Origin of the sequence: Tetragenococcus halophilus, from assembly GCF_001712815.1 — a bacterium.
In the GTDB taxonomy this organism is placed as follows: domain Bacteria; phylum Bacillota; class Bacilli; order Lactobacillales; family Enterococcaceae; genus Tetragenococcus; species Tetragenococcus halophilus.
On record NZ_CP012047.1, the window covers coordinates 2,065,184 to 2,087,562 of the forward strand.

At 39.5% G+C, this 22,379-nt stretch carries 20 protein-coding genes, 2 rRNA genes, 1 riboswitch and 2 other annotated features; of the genes, 5 read left to right on the top strand and 17 right to left on the bottom strand.

Annotated features, from left to right (window positions below; translation table 11 throughout):
* Nucleotides 1-3 precede the first annotated feature (3 nt).
* The 4 genes from AC806_RS09845 to AC806_RS09860 form a co-directional block, all read right to left on the bottom strand.
* The gene (locus tag AC806_RS09845; protein WP_014125540.1) at nucleotides 4-495 is read right to left on the bottom strand and encodes a MogA/MoaB family molybdenum cofactor biosynthesis protein; all 492 of its coding nucleotides are present in this window, start codon (nucleotides 493-495) and stop codon (nucleotides 4-6) included.
* 3 nt (nucleotides 496-498) lie between these two features.
* Entirely contained in the window at nucleotides 499-1,536 is a 1,038-nt protein-coding gene (locus AC806_RS09850; RefSeq protein WP_061840738.1) for a sulfate/molybdate ABC transporter ATP-binding protein, read from the bottom strand.
* Nucleotides 1,533-1,973: a molybdate ABC transporter permease subunit gene (locus tag AC806_RS09855; RefSeq protein ID WP_231960491.1), complete on the bottom strand. Its 441-nt coding sequence runs from the start codon at nucleotides 1,971-1,973 to the stop codon at nucleotides 1,533-1,535. Before AC806_RS09855 ends, AC806_RS09850 begins: the two co-directional genes overlap by 4 nt.
* A 222-nt stretch (nucleotides 1,974-2,195) precedes the next feature.
* Nucleotides 2,196-3,170, bottom strand: a complete 975-nt coding sequence (locus AC806_RS09860) for a molybdopterin-binding protein (protein ID WP_069029251.1) — start codon at nucleotides 3,168-3,170, stop codon at nucleotides 2,196-2,198.
* A gap of 234 nt (nucleotides 3,171-3,404) precedes the next feature.
* Between AC806_RS09860 and def the strand changes: the two genes are divergently transcribed.
* Nucleotides 3,405-3,968 carry a peptide deformylase gene (def, locus tag AC806_RS09865; protein WP_014125545.1) on the top strand — a complete coding sequence of 188 codons (564 nt, stop codon included), beginning with the start codon at nucleotides 3,405-3,407 and terminating at the stop codon, nucleotides 3,966-3,968.
* Nucleotides 3,969-4,396: 428 nt separating this feature from the next.
* On the opposite strand, the gene AC806_RS09870 is transcribed toward def, so the two are convergent.
* The 4 genes from AC806_RS09870 to AC806_RS09885 form a co-directional block, all read right to left on the bottom strand.
* On the bottom strand, nucleotides 4,397-5,245 hold the full coding sequence (locus AC806_RS09870; protein WP_061840741.1) for a MetQ/NlpA family ABC transporter substrate-binding protein: 849 nt from the start codon (nucleotides 5,243-5,245) through the stop codon (nucleotides 4,397-4,399).
* A gap of 17 nt (nucleotides 5,246-5,262) precedes the next feature.
* Nucleotides 5,263-5,943, bottom strand: coding sequence for a methionine ABC transporter permease (locus AC806_RS09875; RefSeq protein WP_061840742.1), 681 nt, complete (start codon nucleotides 5,941-5,943; stop codon nucleotides 5,263-5,265).
* Between the two features lies 1 nt (nucleotide 5,944).
* Nucleotides 5,945-6,991 carry a methionine ABC transporter ATP-binding protein gene (locus AC806_RS09880; RefSeq protein WP_069029252.1) on the bottom strand — a complete coding sequence of 349 codons (1,047 nt, stop codon included), beginning with the start codon at nucleotides 6,989-6,991 and terminating at the stop codon, nucleotides 5,945-5,947.
* An 83-nt stretch (nucleotides 6,992-7,074) separates the two neighbouring features.
* Nucleotides 7,075-7,310, bottom strand: a binding site (T-box leader).
* Between the two features lie 39 nt (nucleotides 7,311-7,349).
* Nucleotides 7,350-7,584, bottom strand: a binding site (T-box leader).
* Nucleotides 7,585-7,634: 50 nt separating this feature from the next.
* A complete protein-coding gene (locus AC806_RS09885) occupies nucleotides 7,635-8,474 on the bottom strand; it encodes a maltose acetyltransferase domain-containing protein (RefSeq protein WP_061840744.1) in 840 nt (279 codons plus the stop codon).
* 193 nt (nucleotides 8,475-8,667) lie between these two features.
* Between AC806_RS09885 and AC806_RS09890 the strand changes: the two genes are divergently transcribed.
* The 4 genes from AC806_RS09890 (at nucleotide 8,668) to brnQ (ending at nucleotide 13,225) form a co-directional block, all read left to right on the top strand.
* Nucleotides 8,668-8,967: a hypothetical protein gene (locus tag AC806_RS09890; RefSeq protein ID WP_061840745.1), complete on the top strand. Its 300-nt coding sequence runs from the start codon at nucleotides 8,668-8,670 to the stop codon at nucleotides 8,965-8,967.
* Between the two features lie 99 nt (nucleotides 8,968-9,066).
* A riboswitch (Lysine riboswitch) is annotated at nucleotides 9,067-9,237 on the top strand.
* Between the two features lie 118 nt (nucleotides 9,238-9,355).
* On the top strand, nucleotides 9,356-10,954 hold the full coding sequence (locus tag AC806_RS09895) for an ABC transporter permease subunit (protein ID WP_061840746.1): 1,599 nt from the start codon (nucleotides 9,356-9,358) through the stop codon (nucleotides 10,952-10,954).
* Nucleotides 10,955-10,964: 10 nt separating this feature from the next.
* The gene (locus AC806_RS09900) at nucleotides 10,965-11,699 is read left to right on the top strand and encodes an amino acid ABC transporter ATP-binding protein (protein ID WP_061840747.1); all 735 of its coding nucleotides are present in this window, start codon (nucleotides 10,965-10,967) and stop codon (nucleotides 11,697-11,699) included.
* Nucleotides 11,700-11,875: 176 nt separating this feature from the next.
* Nucleotides 11,876-13,225, top strand: coding sequence for a branched-chain amino acid transport system II carrier protein (gene brnQ / locus AC806_RS09905; protein WP_061840748.1), 1,350 nt, complete (start codon nucleotides 11,876-11,878; stop codon nucleotides 13,223-13,225).
* Nucleotides 13,226-13,436: 211 nt separating this feature from the next.
* Here the strand turns inward: brnQ and AC806_RS09910 are convergent, their stop codons facing one another.
* From AC806_RS09910 to AC806_RS09950, 9 genes are all read right to left on the bottom strand, one after another.
* Nucleotides 13,437-13,805, bottom strand: a complete 369-nt coding sequence (locus AC806_RS09910; protein ID WP_061840749.1) for a hypothetical protein — start codon at nucleotides 13,803-13,805, stop codon at nucleotides 13,437-13,439.
* Between the two features lie 22 nt (nucleotides 13,806-13,827).
* The gene (locus AC806_RS09915; RefSeq protein ID WP_061840750.1) at nucleotides 13,828-14,286 is read right to left on the bottom strand and encodes a low molecular weight protein-tyrosine-phosphatase; all 459 of its coding nucleotides are present in this window, start codon (nucleotides 14,284-14,286) and stop codon (nucleotides 13,828-13,830) included.
* Nucleotides 14,287-14,309: 23 nt separating this feature from the next.
* Nucleotides 14,310-15,317 (bottom strand): Holliday junction branch migration DNA helicase RuvB, encoded by a 1,008-nt coding sequence (gene ruvB / locus AC806_RS09920; protein WP_069029253.1) that lies wholly within the window; start codon nucleotides 15,315-15,317, stop codon nucleotides 14,310-14,312.
* A 33-nt stretch (nucleotides 15,318-15,350) separates the two neighbouring features.
* The gene (gene ruvA, locus AC806_RS09925; protein ID WP_069029405.1) at nucleotides 15,351-15,944 is read right to left on the bottom strand and encodes a Holliday junction branch migration protein RuvA; all 594 of its coding nucleotides are present in this window, start codon (nucleotides 15,942-15,944) and stop codon (nucleotides 15,351-15,353) included.
* A gap of 137 nt (nucleotides 15,945-16,081) precedes the next feature.
* The gene (gene ltrA / locus AC806_RS09930; protein WP_014124458.1) at nucleotides 16,082-17,380 is read right to left on the bottom strand and encodes a group II intron reverse transcriptase/maturase; all 1,299 of its coding nucleotides are present in this window, start codon (nucleotides 17,378-17,380) and stop codon (nucleotides 16,082-16,084) included.
* 650 nt (nucleotides 17,381-18,030) lie between these two features.
* Complete coding sequence (gene tnpA, locus AC806_RS09935) at nucleotides 18,031-18,486, bottom strand: IS200/IS605 family transposase (protein WP_014124664.1); 456 nt, start codon at nucleotides 18,484-18,486, stop codon at nucleotides 18,031-18,033.
* A 197-nt stretch (nucleotides 18,487-18,683) separates the two neighbouring features.
* Nucleotides 18,684-19,121: a peptide-methionine (R)-S-oxide reductase MsrB gene (gene msrB, locus AC806_RS09940; protein ID WP_014125559.1), complete on the bottom strand. Its 438-nt coding sequence runs from the start codon at nucleotides 19,119-19,121 to the stop codon at nucleotides 18,684-18,686.
* A 112-nt stretch (nucleotides 19,122-19,233) separates the two neighbouring features.
* Nucleotides 19,234-19,349, bottom strand: a 5S ribosomal RNA gene (gene rrf / locus AC806_RS09945).
* 83 nt (nucleotides 19,350-19,432) lie between these two features.
* Nucleotides 19,433-22,345: ribosomal RNA gene (locus AC806_RS09950) — 23S ribosomal RNA — on the bottom strand.
* Nucleotides 22,346-22,379: the final 34 nt, after the last annotated feature.

A 22,379-nucleotide genomic window follows, 5' to 3' on the forward strand; every position in this document is an offset into this window, starting at 1 on the left:
TGACTAATGTTTATAAGCTTCATTTTGTCTATCCTGTATCAAGCCGATTGCATGAGGCAGCTGATCAATAATATAAGTTAATGATTCTTCTACTGCTTTAGGACTTCCCGGTAGGTTGATAATCAATGTCTGATGACGTATGACCGATACGCCTCGACTCAGCATTGAACGTTTGGTAATCTGCATACTAAAATTACGCATTGCTTCAGAAATTCCCGGTACATTCCTTTGTCCAACTGCTTGCGTAGCTTCTGGCATACAATCTCTTGGCGCTAGTCCTGTGCCCCCTGTTGTCAAAATTAAATCGGCATTTTTTTGATCGCAAATTCTTTTCATGGCTTTGATCAGTTGTTCTTTATCATCTGGCAACACCAATTGTTCACTAATTTTTAAGTCCTTTTGCTGACAAAGTTCAACAATTTTTTTCCCGCTAGTATCTTCACGTTTGCCCGCATAAGCACTATCGCTTGAAACGATAACTGCTACTCTATACATTTATTACTCCCTCGCTTTTAACAACTGAATATTTTCTGGCAGTACTGCCAATCTACCTGAAAATGTCGCTTGTGCTTGTGATTTATCAACTTTCCACCAAATTGTTTCTTTAGCCTCTTGATTTTGACATAAGTGCTGTCGTTCAAAAAGTGTCTGAGCAGTATCAATCATTGTAGTAGAAAAAGAATTATCTACTTGTTGGTCGAAAGGATCATAAAAGTCATGTGCACGCACACCAACCCATCCAATATCGTCTGTAATTGTTTTTTCAGTTTTCAACTGGACTCCCCAATCACAGGCAAACAATTGATGCTCAGTGATTTTCTTTATGCGGGAAAAATTTTTACATCCTGTTAGTTTTGAAGTTGCCAAATGTTGCGGCTGTTCAAAAATCTCTTTTAAATCCCCTTTTTCAATTGTCTGTCCTTCATCTAAAATAACTAACTTTTCACATAATCGATACGCTTCGCTTCTATTATGGGTTACCATAATAACATCGCCTGAGAATTCAGCTAAAAAATTTTTCATTTCAATCTCTACTTTTTCCTTTAAAAAAGTATCTAAAGCTGAAAAAGGTTCATCTAACATTAATATTTCCGGTTCACTAGCCAGTAAACGAGCTAAAGCCACTCGCTGTTTTTGTCCTCCAGACAATTCTGCGGGATAAGAATCAGCAATTTCTTCTATATCAAAACGTTGTAGAAGAGACCTTACTTTTGTTTTTTTATTCCCTTTATTTTTCACACAGGAAATGTTCTTTCGAACAGTAAAATTTGGGAACAAAGCATAATCCTGAAAAAGATAGCCTACTTTACGTTTTTGTGGTTTTATGTAAATCCCTTTTTTATCATCAAATAAAGTACGTCCGTTTACTTTAATTACCCCTTTATCAGGAATTTCAATACCGGCAATACATTTTAAAATCATACTTTTTCCTGAGCCTGAAGCTCCTAGTAAAGCAGTATGGTTAGAATTCATTGAAAAAGAGCTATTTAAAATAAAGGAATTTAATTTTTTTTCAATATTAATCTCCAAACTCATAGCTTTTTCCTCTTCAATCCTTTTTTATTACTTTTTAAAGTAATTAAATTCATTGCTACAACGACTACAAAAGAAAAGAGTACAATAATTCCTACTTCTTGGTAAGCATCTTCCATTCTTCCAGCAGCTACCGATGAATAGATTGACAATGGCAATGTCCGAGTTTTTCCTGCAATATTGCCAGCAATCATCGCTGTCGCGCCAAATTCTCCCAATCCTCTAGCAAAAGATAAAATCCCTCCAGAAAGAATACCTGGTGTGGCAAGTGGTAACTGTATCTTAAAAAATATATAACTCTCTGATAAACCAAGTGTTTGTGCTGCATAACGATAATTTTTGTCCACTTGTTCTAATGCTCCCCGAGCAGAGCGATACATTAAAGGAAATGAAATCACAATAGCAGCTAATACCGTTGCACTCCAAGAAAAAACTACCAACAGGACCTTGAACACCAAAAATATATAATAGAAAAAATCCAGCAACCGTAGGCGGCAAAACCATAGGAAGCGTCAGGATACCATCAATCGTCATTTTCCAATAGTCATTTTTCATTGAAATTACTAATTTAGCAGCGACTATACCTAGAAAAAAAGTAATAACACCAGACACAGCTGCGGTTCTCATAGATATAATAAACGGTGACATATAAGACTTCCTTTCTACAACAGACCGCCGCAACCAAGTGAAGCAATATCTGTAAAAGATAGCTTAATATCAGCCATCACACGCGGCAAAATTAAGTCAAAGACTGTTCTGGCTGAAAACATAACGGCTCCTGGAAGTCCCATCACAGTTGCTCCATTATCTAAATAAGACAAAGCAAACATAGATCCTGGTAAAACAGGTGTGCCATAACAAATGAACTGCTCACTTGTATTTTGTATTGCTGTCGGTGTACGATCATCAGCATCAACACTCATTCCTCCTGTGCACAAGATGATATCGCATCCCTTATTTTTCATTTCCTTGATCGCTTGTTCGATCATTTCTAGTTGATCGTCAACAATTTTAGTTGCGATAATCTCAGCTGGAAAAGGCGTAATTTTCTTTCTTAGTACCGGCTCAAAACCATCTTTGATACGTTTATAATAGACTTCGCTACCGGTTGTTATAATGCCAATTTTTTTAAAAGTAAATGGATGTAATTGTAGTAAAGGCCTTTTTCCGATATGTTGTTTTAGATCCTTTAATTTGTTTTCCTCCATAACAAGTGGAATAATCCGCATACCTGCAGCAACTTCTCCTTTTTCCAGCGAATAAAAGTTAGGCTTTGTCGCAATCATCGTTTTTCCAGTTGCATTCACCATCTCTAAACGTTTTTGATCAACTGTTAAAACCCCTTGTTTTTCAGCGATAGCTTCAATTTTTCCCTCTTTTATTTCAGAAGGCGCTAAATGCTCACTATTACACATTTGAAAAAGATATTGTGCTGCTTCTTTTTCATGAATCATCCCTACTTGCTTTTCACCGACATAAATATGAGCTTTCCCCATATTTAGTAATATGGCTACATCTTCTCTGGTTATAACATGGCCTTTGCGAAAACGTGGTCCCTTTTTTTCTTTAGGGATAATTTGAGTCATATCTTGCCACAAGGTCATCCCTACTGCATCCTCTACAGCAATAATTTTCACTGCTGCCACCTCCTTATATGGTATGCTTGTTTACTATTATACAATTAGATTATCACGTTATAACCAATAAAGACAGCGCTAACTAAAAAATAATTAGTTAGCGCGAAATTTTTTGATTACATATCACTTTAGCACAAACATTTTTCACGCCACTACTATTTTTTTGTGTTAAACTAACACTTGGGCAAAGAAAACCTACATATGAAGATATAGTTGAGAGGAGTTTGGTCATCAATGATCACAATGGATGATATTATTCGTGAAGGTCGTCCTACTTTACGAAAAGTGGCCGAAGAAGTCACATTACCTTTAAGTGATGAAGACAAAAAATTAGGAAATGAACTGATGGAGTTTCTAGAAAATAGTCAAGACCCCCAAAAAGCTGAAGAGTTAGAACTACGAGGTGGTGTTGGTTTGGCTGCTCCACAAGTGAATGTTTCAAAACGTATTACCGCTGTTTTAGTTCCAAGTTTGGACCCTAACGTCGAAGAACCTGAATTTAAGGATGTTTTATATAATCCAAAAATTTTAAGTCACTCTGTACAAGGCGCTTGCTTAGGCGAAGGTGAAGGTTGTTTGTCAGTAGATCGAGATGTTCCTGGCTATGTGGTGCGTCAAGCAAGAATTACTTTACGTTATTATAATGCCGAAGGTGAAAAGAAAAAAATTCGTCTGAAAAACTATCCAGCAGTTGTTGTACAACATGAACTTGATCACTTAAACGGTGTTCTTTTTTATGACCATATCAACGAAGAAAATCCATTTGCACTAAATGAAGGTGTATTAGTGATTGAATAAAAAAATTCATCAACCGTAATAAAAATTAGCGGTTGATGAATTTTTTATAATATCAGATATTTTGTTCTTTCTAGGAAGAATTGGCCCTAACTTCCCCTGATAAAGGCCCACAAATCAAGTTAGTGGACCAAAAGTAATGAAACTAAGGGACAAGATGCTTACTATTGGCCCTTACTCTAGGTTAGCATGGACCAATTGTCTCACTGATGGCCCTTCTTTTAAGTATCTTGGGGCCATTTTTTTGCCTCACTGGCTAAAATTTGCCTTAAACCATTTAAAGAAAGAATCGTAGCTTCTAATTGTGGTTCGCAAAAAACTAAAATCACAAATAGCTAACATAAGCCATTTACCGTTTATTCTGCCTTCCTGTTTCTAGCTAAATAGTGTCTTGCTAAGTCATAAAATAAATGATAAATAAATTTTCTTTCCTATTTTCTGCCAAATTCTTCCCATGCCGGAATATCTGCACCATTTGACGTTTCTTCAATCACTTCTTTTGTCTCTTCTGATTGGTAAGCATCGACAATTTTTTGATAGACTTCGTTGTCTTCATCTTCTTTTCTTGCTGCGATAATATTCACGTAAGGACGTGAGGTATCATCTACCGGTTCTAGATAAATCGCATCATCATTTGGTGAAAGACCAGCATCCACTGCCATACCACTATTAACTACAGACGCATCAACATCTTCCAACGCACGTGCGGTTTGCGATGCCTCTAATTCCGTAATTTCTAAGTCTTTCGGATTGGCGGTTATATCAGAAACGGTCGGATTTTGCGCACCTTCATCAAGTTTGATCAAATCAGCCGTCTGTAAAAGTTTCAAAGCGCGCCCACCATTTGTTACATCATCAGGTATGGAAACTTCCGCACCGTTTTCTAGTTCTTCCACATCTTCAATTTTTTCTGAATAGATGCCTAAAGGAGCATTCACAGTATTTCCAATAGATACCAGATCAGATCCTCTTTCATCATTATAATTATCCAAGAAGTCTTGGTGTTGGAAAGAATTAAGATCGATATCGCCGTTTTCTAAGGCTGTGTTGGGCTGACTATACTCGGTGAACTCTACATATTCTATATCTATTCCCTCATCTGCCAAACGATCTTTTACATCATCCCAAACATCCGTATCCGCGCCGATCACACCTAATTTAACTGTCTTATCTTCTGAAGTACTTTCTGCTGCTTCTGAGTTGCCTTGTCCACTACTGCAACCAGCAATAATAAAAAGACCTGCGAAAGCTAAAGTTAACAAACTTTTTCTTTTTTTCATTTAACATTCCTCCCAAATTAATGACTTACTTTTTTGATTAACCAGTTACTAATTGCCTGACTGATAAACACTACGATCAAAATGATAATCAAAGCGACCCAGGTCACATCTGTTTGGAAGCGATTATAACCTCTAGTAACAGCTAAGTTTCCTAATCCCCCAGCACCAACAGCACCTGCCATAGCAGTCAAACTAATCACATTAATAATTGACAAGGCCGAAACTCGAATGATTCCAGGTAGTCCCTCTAGTAAATATACTCGGAAAATAATGCCTAGCGGACTCGTTCCCATTGCTTCTGCAGCTTCAACTACACCAGGATCAACTTCTAGTAAAGCCACTTCCACTTGTCGTGCGTAAAAAGGGACTACACCGACAATCAATGGGACTAAAGCGGCAGTCGCACCAATGGAAGTTCCTACAATAAAACGTGTGACTGTAACCAACAATGCTAGCAAAATAATAAAAGGTATAGAACGGACAATATTGACAATTTGATCTAAAATATTAAAAAACACACGTTGCTCTAATATCCCTCCAGGTCTGGTAACAACTAACAAAATACCAAAGAACAGACCCAAGACACCTGCAATTAAGGAAGTATAAACAGTCATATATATGGTTTCTTGCGTTGCTTCAATAAACTCATCAGGGATTTCCATAACATTAGGTAAATATTCTTCAAGTATAGCTTGCATATTAAAGGCCTCCTTCGGTTTGTTTTAGCACGTTGACATATACGCCTTCATTGACTAAATATTCATAAGCTTTTTGTCTTTGTTCCAAAGTCCCTGATAAGGTCACAATTAAACTTCCCAAAGGAGTGTCTTGAATAATTTCAACATTCCCATACAAAATATTAGTCGTGACTTGAAACTGGCTATATAACTCCGCAATCAGCGGTTCACTTGTCTGATCGCCTACATAAGAAAGTTCAACTAGCCATTCATTTTCTTCCAACTTCGAAAAACTAGCACTTCCTAATATAGTGTCTAAAGCTTGATCAATATGCGTTGCTGTTCGAATAAAATCTTTAGTCAACGGTTGTTCTGGCTTACTAAAAATTTGAATACTTTCTCCATGTTCAATAATTTTTCCATCTTCCATGACCGCCACTTTATTGCAAATTTCTTTAACAACTTGCATTTCGTGGGTGATTATAACGATAGTTAGTCCTAGTTGCTTATTTAATTTTTTTAGTAAATCTAGAATCTGTAAGGTAGTTTTAGGATCCAATGCACTAGTAGCTTCGTCACACAATAAAATTTCTGGGTCATTTGCTAAAGATCTGGCAATTGCCACCCGTTGTTTTTGTCCGCCAGATAACTGGCTGGGGTAGGAATTGATTTCTGCTGATAGCCCCACTAAATCCAACAATTCATTTACTTTTTGACGACGATCTTCTTTTGAAACACCAGCATATTTTAAAGAAAAAGCGACATTATCAAAAATAGAACGATGGTTCATTAAATTAAAATGTTGAAAGATCATTCCCATTTTCTTACGTTTAGCACGCAGTTCTTTTGGTTGTAAGGAAGTATAATCTGTTCCTTTTACCTCGACTGTTCCTTCTGTAGGTTGTTGCAATAAGTTGATCACCCGAACCAAGGTGCTTTTACCAGCGCCCGAATAACCAACAATGCCATATACATCTCCTTGATCCACTGAAAGATCAACATTTCTTACAGCAGGGATTTCTCGATTCCCTTGACGAAAAGTCACTGATATATCTTTTAATTCGATCATTTTTATCCGCTCCTCATTGATTGATAAAACTCATTTGTATCTTATAAAAAAAGTCCTCAAGAAAACAGTTAATTCCTTGTTTCCTTGAGGACGCTTAAAGCGCGGTACCACCTCAATTAAGCTGCATAAACAGCTTCTTCTCATCTGTACATATCTGTACACATTAGCAAAATATCGGTTGCTCCGTCATCTTTTTGTTATATTAACTTAAAGATGAATCACTCGATGGCCATTTTCAATAAGCTATTTTTCTCCTTCTCAGCTGTCGGAGTTTTCTGTAAAAAAATCGCCTATTTACTTACCATGTCATTGTTATTTCTTATGAAAATAAAAAAATCCTTTTACCAGCCTTTGCCAGTAAAAGGACGAATATTCGTGTTACCACCTTTTGTTCAGAAGTTAAACCTTCCCTTAGTCCGACATTTCATGTTTGAAAGATCGGTGTTCTTTTTAACGGTTGAACCTCCGAGTATGCCTACTTATCGACATACTATCCTCCCAGGCCATTTTCAATTTTTCATACTTAACTCTTCTCACCAACCAGAGTCTCTCTTTAAAGAATCCAAATTTACTTCCCTGCTCTACAGATATTATTTTCTTATTAATGTGAACAATGTATCGTATCTCCAAAGGAATGTCAATATTAATCTCTAAATTTTTCTTCCATTTCTTGCGTATGCCGCAAAAGATCTTTGAAAGTCTCTTGAATGACCTCTTCATATGCAGGGTTGGTCACAGCTTTTTGGACGTGTGACAATATCTTTTCATAACGTTCTGATGTAAAAAAATCTGTATCATCATTCGTTTTTGTCTGTAAAATATTACTTACAGCTGCTATTCTTTTTTCTAACAATTCAACAACTTGCCAATCTAAGGCGTCAACAATGTCTTGTTGTTGCTCTAATGGTGTCGCTTCTTCTGGATCTAGTTCAATTGTTTTGATAACTTTGGCTGGATTTCCAGCGATCACTACGTTATCAGAATAAGATTTGGTTACTACGCTGCCTGCACCCACAACAACATTATCACCTAGAGTAACCCCCGGTATTATGACAGAGCCTCCACCGATCCACACGTCATTTCCTATTGTAATGGGCTTTCCGTCTTCCAGACCACTTTTTCTTTTGATAGGATGCAGTGGATGGGAGGCTGTATATAGTTTAACATTAGGTGCCAACATGCAATTATCACCAATGGTAATAGGGCAAATATCAAGTAATACGCAGTCATAATTCGCATAAAAATTTTCGCCCACAGATATATTATAACCATAATCAAAACGAATGGTTTGCTCAACATGAATATGATCGCCAACACTACCGAATGTTTCTTTTACCAGTTGATTGCGGCGTTTGGTGTCATCTTCATGGTTAATTAAAATCTGTTTCTTCCTGCCTGCTTTCCTATCTGCAGCTAATTCTGGGTCAGCCGAAAAGTATAAATCTCCAGCAATCATTTTCTCTTTTTCACTACGTTCAGGCATCTTTTCCTCCTATCAATCACTTATTAAAAGTTTTTCAATGATAATTTCTCTATATATCATACAATAACTAAATCCGTTTGTCTTGGACTTTAACCAAGCAAATTTGATGAAAAAGTTCACAATTTTTGTGACAATTCATATAAAACATGATAAAATTACTTTGATTGAAATAATAAGCGAGGTGAACAAAATTATGTTAGCAGCTTTTATATATTGGGGTCTTATTTTGATTAATATTGCTTGGCTAGCGCTTAGTTTATACTTTTCTATATTCTATCTTGTTCGTAAAGAAAATGGAAACTTATGGGCTTTTGGACTTTTGAATGTTCTTTCAGCAGTTGTGCTCTGGGTCACAATGTTAATTTATCATACTTGGGGCTGGGGTATTACGCAATATTCAAGTCTCATTTATTTGATTTTAGGTCTTTTAATTGGGTTAACAGTCATACAAGCTATTTTGGGACGTGAACCAAAAAATCCAAAAACGGCATAAGTTATAAAGGTGTTTAATGTTTAAGCTGATTTTCAGTTGACAACTACCCTTTTTTCTTCTAAAATCAGAGCGAGTCAAAATTTGAATAAAAGTTACCTTTGAACAGGTAGAGGTCGCAAATTTCATTAAGCCTATGGAGTGAAGCAACATGTAGAAATAGGTCTAGGGAAATTGGCCGAAACGGTTTTTCATTGCTTTGAATCATCGTTGGGGCGTAAGTAAACAGCTTGCGTACTGTCTTAGCACAAGCTAAGGTGCGCTATGTTTTGTGAGAAGTTTGTTGACAAATTGTCTGCAGTCGTTTTCCAATCATGGAGTACGGCTGCTTTTTCTTTGCGTTGCTTGTATTTTCAAATATATTGCACAAAAAAAGAGGGAGAATGAAAGTATGAGGAAAAATTATTGGCTATTATTAGTTTCTTTATTTATGGTGTTGTTTGCAGGTACAATTACTGCAGATGCAGATGAAAAAACGCCTGACGATCAATTTAGAGTAGGAATGGAAACATCCTATGCGCCTTTTAATTGGACACAAACCAGCGATGAAAATGAGGCCGTGCCTAAAAGCGGCGATTCGAGTGCCTACGCAGGTGGTTATGATGTCCAAATGGCTAAACAAATCGCTGAAGGAATGGATAAGGAATTAGTCGTGGTCCCGGTCGAATGGGATGGTTTAGTCCCCGCTTTAAAATCTGGAAAAATTGATGGCATTGTCGCTGGTATGTCCCCTACCGAAGAGCGACGGGAAGAAATTGACTTTACTGATCCATATTATGAATCAGATTTGGTTACTGTAACTCGTAAAGATAGTGAATATGCCGACGCAAAATCACTCGATGATTTAAATGGTGCAAAAATCACCGCCCAACTAAATACCTTTCATTATTCTGTTATTGATCAAATTCCCGGTGTAGACAAACAACAAGCACAAGATGATTTTTCTGCCATGCGAGTCGCTTTGTCTTCTGGAATTATTGACGGATATGTAAGTGAACGTCCTGAAGGGATTACGGCAACCAATGTAAATGACGATTTGACGATGATCGATTTTGATGAAGGAGAAGGCTTTGAAACCGCGCCTGAAGATGTTCAGGTAGCTGTTGGCATGCGTAAGGATGATCCTGATGTATCCACTGTAAACGACATTTTAAGTGGGATTTCGCAGGATGAGAGAACCCAAATCATGGATCAGGCAGTAGAAGATCAACCTTCATCTTCAAGTGATAGTGATAATGATGAAGAATCTAGTGGTGGATTGTTTGCAACATTTGGCGATATTATTTCGCAATACGGCACGCTTTTCTTAAAGGGCGCTGGCATGACACTACTCATCGCTGTTTTTTCAACAATTGCCGGAACAATAATTGGCTTGTTAATAGGTATTTTTCGATCTTTACCAGATTCGGAAAGTCCTCTTTTAGCTGTACTGCAAAAAATTGCTAATGGTATTTTACGTATCTATATAGAGATCTTTCGTGGTACACCTATGATGGTGCAAGCAATGGTTATCTTTTATGGGGTCGCTCTACTATTTTCAATCGATATGAACCGAACAGTAGCGGCTTTATTGATTGTATCTGTTAATACTGGTGCTTATATGTCTGAAATTGTACGTGGTGGGATTTTTGCAGTCGATGATGGACAATTTGAGGCCGCTCAAGCAATTGGCATGACCCATGGACAAACCATGCGTAAAGTCATTTTACCACAAGCAATTCGAAACATTTTACCAGCAATCGGCAATGAATCTGTCATTAATATCAAAGATACAGCAGTACTAAGTGTTATTAGTGTAGGGGATCTTTTCTTCCAAGGTTCAGCTGCCGCTGGAACAAATTTACTCTTTTTCCAAACTTTTACCATCGTAGGTGCAATTTATTTGGTTATGACTCTGGCAGCTACCGGGTTATTACGTCTTATGGAAAAGAAAATGGATAGTCCCAATTCCTATACAAAAGTAGAAGAAAGCACCACAGGACACGAATAGGAGGTCACACATGTCAGCAATTATTGAACTTAAACATTTAAAAAAGAATTTTGGCGAAAATGAAGTATTAAAAGACATTTCAACGACGGTAAATAAAGGACAAGTTTTAACTATTATTGGCTCTTCCGGTTCTGGAAAATCTACCTTATTACGTTGCATTAATTTATTGGAAAAACCGACAGACGGACAAATCCTTTATAAAGGAGAAAACGTCCTACAAAAAGGTTATAAACTGCCTGAATATCGTACACATTTAGGCATGGTCTTTCAATCATTTAATTTATTTGCCAATATGGACGTATTAGAAAATTGTACGACCGGACAAACAACGGTCTTAAAGAGAAAGCCCGAAGAAGCAAAAGAAATTGCGTTAAAACATTTAAAAAATGTAGGGATGGACCAATTTGTTTCTGCTAAACCAGCTCAATTATCTGGCGGGCAAATGCAAAGAGTAGCCATTGCTCGCGCTCTTTGTATGAACCCAGATGTCTTGCTTTTCGATGAACCAACATCGGCTCTTGACCCGGAAATGATCGGTGAAGTATTAAAAACCATTCAGGACCTAGCAGAGACTGGTCTGACAATGGTCATAGTTACGCACGAAATGAGTTTTGCTAGAGATGTTTCCGATCGAGTGATTTTTATGGATCAAGGCCTTATCGCCGAAGAAGGAGAACCGACAGAGTTATTTGATCATCCAAAAGAAGCACGAACACAAGAATTTTTAAAACGAATTCGTTCATAAATAACAAAAAAAGAATTGGAACAATAGTCTGCAATATTGTGGAAGATACTAATGTTTCAATTCTTTTTTGTAAACAAATAATTTAGAAAATAAAAAAAATGTCTTCATTTCTAATTGCTATTTCTTGTTGATTTTGTTAAGTTGTTAGTTATAAAACGTGAAAGAAGTTGGTTTATGTGGAAAAAAAGCTATTATTTAGAGATTACTTAACCATTGGTTCCATGCTTTTCGGCTTGTTTTTTGGCGCAGGGAATTTGATTTTCCCCGTTCATTTGGGTCAGGAAGCAGGCGCAAATGTCACTGCTGCTAACTTAGGTCTGTTAGTTACAGGTGTTGGGTTACCTTTTTTAGGAGTTATTGCAATGGGCCTTTCGCAAAGTAGCGGTGTGTTTGAATTATCCTCAAGGGTTAACAAACCTTATGCTTATATCTTTACTATTTTGCTTTATTTGGTCATTGGTCCTTTCTTTGCGCTACCGCGTTTAGCTACGACTTCTTATGAAATTGGGATTGCGCCTCATATCCCCAATGACCAGCAAAGTCTAGTATTAGCAGTTTTTAGTATTTTGTTTTTTATAACGGCTTGGTGGTTTTCCAGAAAACCTTCAAAAATCTTAGATTATGTTGGCAAGTTTTTAAACCCAGTCTTTTTAGTCTTACTTGCAATTTTACTACTATTAGCATTTGCCAATCCCCTAGGAGACGTTACTAGCGCTCCAGTACAAGCTAGTTACCAGAGTGGTGCCTTTTCAGGTGGTTTTATCGAAGGTTATAATACCTTAGACGCATTAGCTTCATTAGCTTTCGGGATTTTAATTATAGAAGCAATAAAAAACCGGGGTATCAAAGATCCCTCGACAGTTGCAGTAGATACGATAAAATCCGGGACGATTAGTATCATATTAATGGGAATTATTTATAGTCTTTTGTCTTACATGGGAACGATGAGTCTGGGAGGATTTTCTGTTAGTGAGAACGGTGGTATTGCTTTAGCACAACTTTCGCAACATTACTTAGGGACTTACGGTAGCATTATCTTAGCGTTGATCGTTATTGTCGCTTGTTTAAAAACAGGAATCGGTTTGATTACCTCATTTTCCGAAACCTTTTCAGAACTATTCCCTAAAGGAAAATACATGTTTTTTACTATACTAGTTAGTGCGATGGCTTGTTTATTTGCTAACGTTGGTTTAACAAAAATCATAGAACTAGCTACACCTATCTTGATGTTTTTATATCCTCTAGCAATGACATTGATTATCCTAGCCATTATCGGCCGACTATTTAATAACGACCCTCGTGTATATCAAATCACTACCTTATTTACCTTAGTGGCTTCCATTATTGATGGTTTAAATGCTGCACCAGCTGTTGTAAGTCAAACAGAATTTGCTCAAACACTTATCCAGTTAGGCGAACAATATTTTCCACTATTTGCAATCGGCATGGGTTGGGTTTTACCAGCATTCATTGGTTTTATTATCAGTCTAATCTGGTATGCAATCAATAAAAACCAGCATGCTTGACTTAACAAATGATCTATTTTCCCCATCAACTTTTTGGTGGGGTATTTTTATAAAAAAATCCCCGTTGGCTATTAACCAACGGGATCGGAGTTAAATGAAAAGTGAAAAAGTTGTTTAAGTTTATCTGCAACTATGATTATAGTGTAAAGGATAGATGTGAAGATTTTATGATAAAATATTATTAAAAAATATAAATTAGATAATCATCCATTTATCTTGCAAATTTCACGTTTTCTCCTGTTGGCGTTAAAATACTGATTTTATCAATCCTGTTCAATGAGATCATACGAGTTAATTGCGAATTATTTCTTAACCTTATTGCAATTTGGTCTTTATTTATCGTTTTGCCAACGACCCATCCGACCAGTACTTCAAATTTATCAACTTTTTCCGTTTTTAATTGGAGTACTAATAAACTATTTTGTCCCTTAGCTTCCTGTAATTTTAACTGGATATAAGCTAGTTTTTCTTTTTCCACACGTTTATCATGGTCATCACTTAAAAAAGTATCTAATAATGTGGCAGAATATAGTTGGATAATTTTTCCCAGTTTATTTAAAACTTTAGGCTTTTTTTCCATACCCTATCTTCCTTTCTTGTCCTTAAGACCCTTCTTTAAACCGATTTAACCATGGCTTCATACCTTCCATTAACATTTGATACGTCTTTTCAAATTGACCCGAGTACCATGGGTCTGGGATTTCTTGCTTTTGTTTTCCGTTAACAACTTCCATATATAAATGAACCTTATCCGCTGTTCCTTGTGGTGCCCGAGCAATTAAATCAGCTACATTCTGGTGATCCATTCCAATAATCCAATCAAATACATAATAATCTTCATCCGTTATCGGACGTGAACGCATTGAAGAAAAATCGATACCTTCACGTTTTAAAATCGCTTGCGTTCCGGGATGCGGTAAATTCCCCTGTTCCCAACTACTAGTCCCAGCTGAATCAATGGGTAGTATGTGTCCTCTTTCTTTGCTATATTGTTTCATTAATCCCTCTGCCATAGGCGAGCGACAAATATTTCCTAAACAGACAAATAAAACTTTTTGCATAAATTTCTCCCTTATTTTATCTCTTATACAAATTTATCTTGATAAGGATATTGGAAATGTTCATAAGAACGAGCAGTAGCAACTCTTCCTCGTGGCGTACGTTTTAAAAATCCTTTTTGAATTAAAAAAGGTTCATACATATCTTCTACGGTTTCCCGTTCTTCTCCAATGTTTACTGATAATGTATTTAAACCAACCGGCCCACCTTCATATAATTCAATCATCGTTTTGATTAACTTTTGGTCAATATAATCAAGTCCTTCATTGTCCACCTGTAACAAGGATAAAGCTTTATCCGCTATTTTTTGATCAATCACACCATCAGCTTGCACTTGCGCAAAATCACGAATTCTTTTTAATAAACGATTCGCAACGCGAGGGGTACCACGAGAGCGACGGGCAATTTCTATAGCCCCTTCATGAACAATTTCTGTTTGAAAAACAGAGGACGAACGTAAAACAATTTCCTTTAAGTCTTTTTCCTCATAATACTCCATATGAGAAATAATTCCAAAGCGATCTCTTAAAGGAGCTGAGAGCATACCCGCTCTAGTTGTAGCACCAATTAGAGTAAAAGGTGGTAAAGGAAAATGCACCGGATGACTTGTTGTGCCTTGACCCACCATGATATCCACATAGAAATCTTCCATGGCAGAGTATAGCATTTCCTCAGCAACTCTTGGTAGTCGGTGGATTTCATCTATAAATAATACATCACCAGGTTCTAACTCATTCAATGTAGCAATTAAATCTCCTGGTTTTTCAATAGAGGGGCCACTTGTTGTACGTATATGTACTTGCATTTCATTGGCGATCACCATTGCCATTGTGGTTTTTCCTAAACCAGGTGGGCCATATAACAGGACATGATCAAGCGCTTCTTCTCTATTTTTAGCCGCTTGAATATAGATCTTTAGCTCTTCTTTTACCTTATCTTGCCCAATATATTGTGCTAATAACTGGGGACGTAATGACTTTTCATAAAGTTCTTCTTCCTGACTTGCGTTTGGTGATCCCATCCGTTCTGCCATACAAGACCCTCCTTTCATTCAAATAAACACTAATTACTTTTTCATCATTATCTTCAAGGCTTTTCTCAAATATTCATCTGTCGTCATTGCCTCTTCTTCTTTTAACGACTTATAACTCTTTTTAACTTCCTTTTCAGTATAACCTAACGCTTGTAAAGCTTCCATAGCCTCCTCTAAAGCGGGATTTTCTAGGAAGGATTGGCCTGTATTTTGCTTTGTTGCTGGTGCTTCGCCAAGCTTTCCTTGCAAATCCAAAATTAATTGTTGTGCGGTTTTTTTCCCCACACCAGGAAACTTCGTTAAAAAATTAATATTAGAAGATTCTATTGCTGTAATCAAACCTTCATGATCTTCATTTGCCATAATCGCTAGACCACTTTTAGGTCCAATTCCAGAAACACTGATCAATCGTAAAAATAGATTTTTTTCTTCAAGAGTATTAAAACCATACAATGTATGTGCATCTTCACGAATGACTTGATGTACAAAAATTTTCACTTGTTGATTCACTTGACTACTATATTGATAAGGATTTCCTGCAGCAATTTGATAACCAACACCATTATTTTCTAGAACAATATACGCTGGGTGGATCTCTGTTAATTTACCGATAATATATTCGTACATAGTTTTTCCTTTCTGCACGTATGTTCCCTTATTATAACACAAAACCATATAAATAGGGTAGAGGGGAAATAAATTTCCGCCCCTCCCGTCGCACCGTACGTACGGTTCTCGTATACGGCGCTCCATTTGTATTGTTTTCACGCTTGATTAAGATAGTAATTTAAAGGATTGACCAATCCAGGTCGATCCTTTTTCTTTATGGCTAAAACTTTCGGACTTAGGATAAAATTGACGACGTCCATACCACATTTCCTATACCAACCTAACCTCGAATTTGCCACCTTATAAATATTCTCTTTGGTAAAATGGCATTTGAATAATCGGTTTAATTGTTGTAGATTCGTATAGATTCGTTGTGGCAGTTTCCATTGCTTTATGATGATCACTCGGACTTTATGTCGTAGCCATTGTCCAAACTTTGCTAGATAGGTTTTCATACGCCCGATACGGTAGTAATTGATCCAGCCTCTTATCGTTTGGTTTAGTTTCGTGAATGTCACCGCTAAAGGTCGCGACACCGCCTGTTTTCTTTTAAGGATGGCTTTGGTTTTGTCATAGAGCTTTGTTTTACTGACTTTGCTCGGTTTACACTGCCACCCCTTTTGGTTCTTCCAAAAGGTAAACCCTAAAAATTGACTCTGTATCGGTCGTACAACCTTGGTTTTTGTGACGTTCACTCGTAAGGAAAGCTTTCTTTCAATCCAATTCGTAATAGATTTCATTACACGATTGGCTGCCCGCTCACTTTTGACAAAGATATCCGCGTCGTCCGCATAACGAACAAAACGTAGCCCCCTTGCTTCTAACTCTTTATCCAATTTATTCAGATAAATATTCGCTAAAAGGGGGCTTAGAGGGCCGCCCTGCGGGACTCCTTTTTCGTTTGGGCTCGTTAAACCATTCTCCATAATCCCTGCTTTTAAGAAAACACGTATTAAATGTAAAGTTTCTCTATCTTTGACCCTTTCTCTAAGGGTCGAGATTAATTTATCATGATGAACCGTATCAAAATATTTCTCAATGTCCATATCGATCACCCACTCATAACCTTCATTCAAGTAATCGAGTGCTTTTCCAATCGCTTGATGTGCACTTCGATGGGGACGAAAACCATAACTGCTTTCACTGAAGTGAACATCGAAAATGTGACTCAGTTGTTGCGCGGTTGCTTGTTGTACCACACGGTCTACCACGCTTGGAATCCCTAAAGGTCTTTGTTTTCCATCGGCTTTAGGGATATAGACTCGCTTGACTGCCTTAGGTCGATAGGTCATCGATCGAATCTCCTGAACAAGGTCTCGTCCATGTTGATAGAAGTAATGGTCAAGTTCGTTGACTGTCATTTTATCAACACCCGGAGCGCCTTTATTCTTTCTGACCTGCTCGATGGCTTGTCTCATATTTTGATGACTCGTGATCTTTTCAATGAATCTCATGCGCTGTTCCTCCTCTAGACGTAGATGGATCCAAGATCGCCCTCACTACTTTTCCCATCGATAGTTACGTTCTACCGTTCTAGGGTATCCTCATTTCCAGACTGCTTGGATATTTTCTTCTAGCGATTCACACTATACAAACATTCAGCCCTTCACTACATGAGGCAGTAGCTACTATGGCCTCAGCTGACTTCTTACGACAAACCTTTTTCGACCGTTCACAAACGTCCGTAAGATCTCCCAGGGTAAGACATTTATCTTTCTCTCCACAACCTCTTGATTTACTGTCTTGGTTTTACGTTTACCTTTTGGACTTCGGCTTGTATTGCAGCCTTTTCCCCCATTTAGCCTCATCAAGTTCCTGTACGTAGGCTCAAGAGATTTGCGCCACCACTTCCTTCACCCCATCATCACTGATTTCGGCTTGTGGCTCGCTACACTTGGCGGTAACTACCCGTGACTAGACTTTCACTAGCTAGATAAATGCCATGCCTGGCACACAATCATAACCACCCTTCAAAAGGGTGGTTTGCTCTGGGGCTATAAGCCCCCAATACTAGCCAGCGTCTCAAGGCGCTGGCTTTCACTTTGTTCAAGCCACACTGGTTTTGTCGCTTTTGCTACCTCTCAAGAGGTGTTTTTATCACTCTCTAACCCTTAAAAGGGTCTGCATATTCTCGAACACTTAGTTTATCTAAGGCCATATCATGTTTTTCTTGCTCTTGAATATATTTCTTGATGGTTGCCTCATTAAGACCCACTGTGCTCACATAATAACCTTCTGCCCAAAAATGACGATTCCCAAATTTGTACTTCAAATTGGCATGTTTATCAAACATCATCATGGCGCTTTTTCCTTTTAAATACCCCATAAAGCTAGAAATACTTATCTTCGGTGGTATACTTACGAGCAAGTGAACATGATCGGGCATCATATGTCCTTCTAGGATTTCTACACCTTTATAACTGCACAATCTTTTGATAATCTCTTGTAGACTTGCTCTGTATTGATTATAAACAATTTTTCTTCTATACTTGGGGGTGAATACAATATGGTATTTGCATAACCATTTTGTATGGGCTAAACTATTTGCTTTGTTAGCCAACTGAATCTCTTCCTTTCATTATCATGTAGCCTGAACAACTACATTGTAACGCTAGTGAAGAGATTTTTTTAGTATAACTTTTTCCTTTCCACCCGCATAGCGGGTGGTTTTTTGTTTCGCACGCTACGCGAGCTCAACCCGGTCTAAAGACTTAATAAAAAAATCGCTCCAAATTGGAGCGATCATAAATAATATTTTTATTCAACATATTGGACGTAATCTTTGTAACCCTTATCTTTCATTTCAGCTAGAGGAATAAATGATAAAGCAGCTGAATTAATACAATAACGCAAGCCACCATCTTCTTTGGGACCATCATTAAAAACATGACCCAAATGTGAATCAGCTTGTTCACTTCTTACTTCGGTGCGTGGTTGGGCTAAAGTAAAGTCTGCCTTTTCCTGTATGCTTGAGCCAGGTATTGGTTGAGAAAAGGATGGCCAGCCACACCCTGCATCATATTTTTTTGCTGAAGCAAAAAGTGGTTCTCCACTTACTACGTCAACATAAATTCCTTTTTCATAAAAATCATCATATTCTCCTGAAAAAGGACGTTCTGTCGCATTCTCTTGTGTCACTGCATAGGCAGTAGAAGAAAGTTGTCCTTTTAAATTATTTTTTGTTTGTTTAAACATTTACTCACCCTCTTTAAATACATTTTCTCTTGTTTAAATCAATTTGTCTAATATTACGCTTTTTTAATACAAAAAAAGGATTCCAGCGATTGGAATCCTTTACCTTTATCTCGCGTGGCGATGTCCTACTCTCACAAGGGGAAGCCCCTCACTACAATTGGCGCTAAGAAGCTTAACGACTGTGTTCGGCATGGGAACAGGTGTCTCCTTCTTGCCATCATCACCACACAACTTGACGTTGAGTGAACCTTTTGGTTCCCTCAAAACTGGATGAAAAACAACTTCTCGCTTCACCGAAAATCCAAACCTTTGTGGTTAAGTCCTCGATCGATTAGTATTCGTCCGCTCCAACCCTCACGGGTCTTCCACTTCGAACCTATCTACCTGATCTTCTCTCAGGGATCTTACTTTCTTTTAGAAAGGGGAAATCTCATCTTGAGGGGGACTTCACGCTTAGATGCTTTCAGCGTTTATTCCTGCCCTACTTAGCTACCCAGCGATGCCGTTGGCACGACAACTGGTCCACCAGCGGTAGGTCCATCCCGGTCCTCTCGTACTAAGGACAGCGCCTCGCAAATTTCCTACGCCCGCGACGGATAGGGACCGAACTGTCTCACGACGTTCTGAACCCAGCTCGCGTGCCGCTTTAATGGGCGAACAGCCCAACCCTTGGGACCGACTACAGCCCCAGGATGCGACGAGCCGACATCGAGGTGCCAAACCTCCCCGTCGATGTGGACTCTTGGGGGAGATAAGCCTGTTATCCCCAGGGTAGCTTTTATCCGTTGAGCGATGGCCCTTCCATGCGGAACCACCGGATCACTAAGCCCGACTTTCGTCCCTGCTCGAGTTGTTGCTCTCACAGTCAAGCTCCCTTCTGCCTTTACACTCTTTGAATGATTTCCAACCATTCTGAGGGAACCTTGGGGCGCCTCCGTTACTTTTTAGGAGGCGACCGCCCCAGTCAAACTGCCCATCTGACACTGTCTCCCGCCACGATCAGTGGCGCGGGTTAGAGTGGCCATAACGCAAGGGTAGTATCCCACGGATGCCTCCTTCGAAACTCGCGTTCCGAATTCTACGGCTCCTACCTATGCTGTACATGCGTCACAGACACCCAATATCAAATTACAGTAAAGCTCCATGGGGTCTTTCCGTCCTGTCGCGGGTAACCTGCATTTTCACAGGTACTAAAATTTCACCGAGTCTCTCGTTGAGACAGTGCCCAAATCGTTGCGCCTTTCGTGCGGGTCGGAACTTACCCGACAAGGAATTTCGCTACCTTAGGACCGTTATAGTTACGGCCGCCGTTTACTGGGGCTTCAATTCGTACCTTCGCTTACGCTAAGCACTCCTCTTAACCTTCCAGCACCGGGCAGGCGTCAGCCCCTATACGTCATCTTTCGATTTTGCAGAGACCTGTGTTTTTGATAAACAGTCGCTTGGGCCTATTCACTGCGGCTGCTCGTTAGAGCAGCACCCCTTCTCCCGAAGTTACGGGGTCATTTTGCCGAGTTCCTTAACGAGAGTTCGCTCGCTCACCTGAGGATACTCTCCTCGACGACCTGTGTCGGTTTGCGGTACGGGCCATTACCTTCTTGCTAGAAGTTTTTCTTGGCAGTGTGACGCCAGAACTTCGGTACTTGAATTTCCCTCCCCGTCACAGCTGATCGTTGACAAGAAAAAGCCTTTGACTCTTTCTCCGACTCACTGCTTGGACAGACCTTTCCATTCGTCTGCTTTCTTTTGCCTCCTGCGTCCCTCCATCACTCAAATGAAGATAACAGGTACAGGAATATCAACCTGTTGGCCATCGCTTACGCCTTTCGGCCTCAGCTTAGGTCCCGACTAACCCTGGGCGGACGAGCCTTCCCCAGGAAACCTTCGTCTTACGGTGGACAGGATTCTCACCTGTCTTTCGCTACTCATACCGGCATTCTCACTTCTAAGCGCTCCAGCCGTCTTTTCAGTCGACCTTCACCGCCCTTAGAACGCTCTCCTACCAAAACACCTATGGTGTTTTCCACAGCTTCGGCAGTATGTTTAGCCCCGGTACATTTTCGGCGCAGGGTCACTCGACTAGTGAGCTATTACGCACTCTTTCAATGATGGCTGCTTCTAAGCCAACATCCTAGTTGTCTAAGCAACCCCACCTCCTTTTCCACTTAACATACATTTAGGGGCCTTAGCTGGTGGTCTGGGCTGTTTCCCTTTCGACGATGGATCTTATCACTCACCGTCTGACTGCCAAGGGGCAATCAATGGCATTCGGAGTTTATCTGGATTCGGTAACCCAAGACGGGCCCCTCGTCCAAACAGTGCTCTACCTCCATCATTGCTTCCTTGACGCTAGCCCTAAAGCTATTTCGGAGAGAACCAGCTATCTCCAAGTTCGTTTGGAATTTCTCCGCTACCCACATCTCATCCCCGCACTTTTCAACGTACGTGGGTTCGGTCCTCCAGTGCGTTTTACCGCACCTTCAACCTGGACATGGGTAGATCACCTGGTTTCGGGTCTGCGCCGTCTGACTCAACGCCCATTTCAGACTCGCTTTCGCTGCGGCTCCGTCTTTTCAGACTTAACCTCGCCAGCCAGCGCAACTCGCCGGTTCATTCTGCAAAAGGCACGCTATCACCCATAAACGGGCTCTAACTCCTTGTAAGCACACGGTTTCAGGATCTCTTTCACTCCCCTTCCGGGGTGCTTTTCACCTTTCCCTCACGGTACTGGTTCACTATCGGTCACTAGGGAGTATTTAGCCTTGGGAGATGGTCCTCCCGGTTTCCGACGGCATTTCGCGTGTCCCGTCGTACTCAGGATCCGTTTACGAACCTGACAGTTTTCGCCTACGGGGCTCTTACCCGCTTCGGCGGCTTATCCCAAAGCCTTCGGCTAACCGTCCTGTCCGTGTATAAACGTCCTACAACCCCAGAATGCAAGCATTCTGGTTTGGGCTGTTCCCGTTTCGCTCGCCGCTACTCAGGGAATCGATTTTTCTTTTTCTTCCTGCAGCTACTAAGATGTTTCAGTTCACTGCGTCTTCCGCTTGCCTGCTATGTATTCACAGATCAAGCCGCATTCTATTAAAAATGCGAGGTTTCCCCATTCGGAAATCTCTGGATCCAAGCTTACTTACAGCTCCCCAGAGCATATCGGTGTTGGTCCCGTCCTTCATCGGCTCCTAGTGCCAAGGCATCCGCCGTGCGCCCTTTCTTACTTAACCTGACTTGACCTTGCGGTCAAGGGTTTCTCGAAGG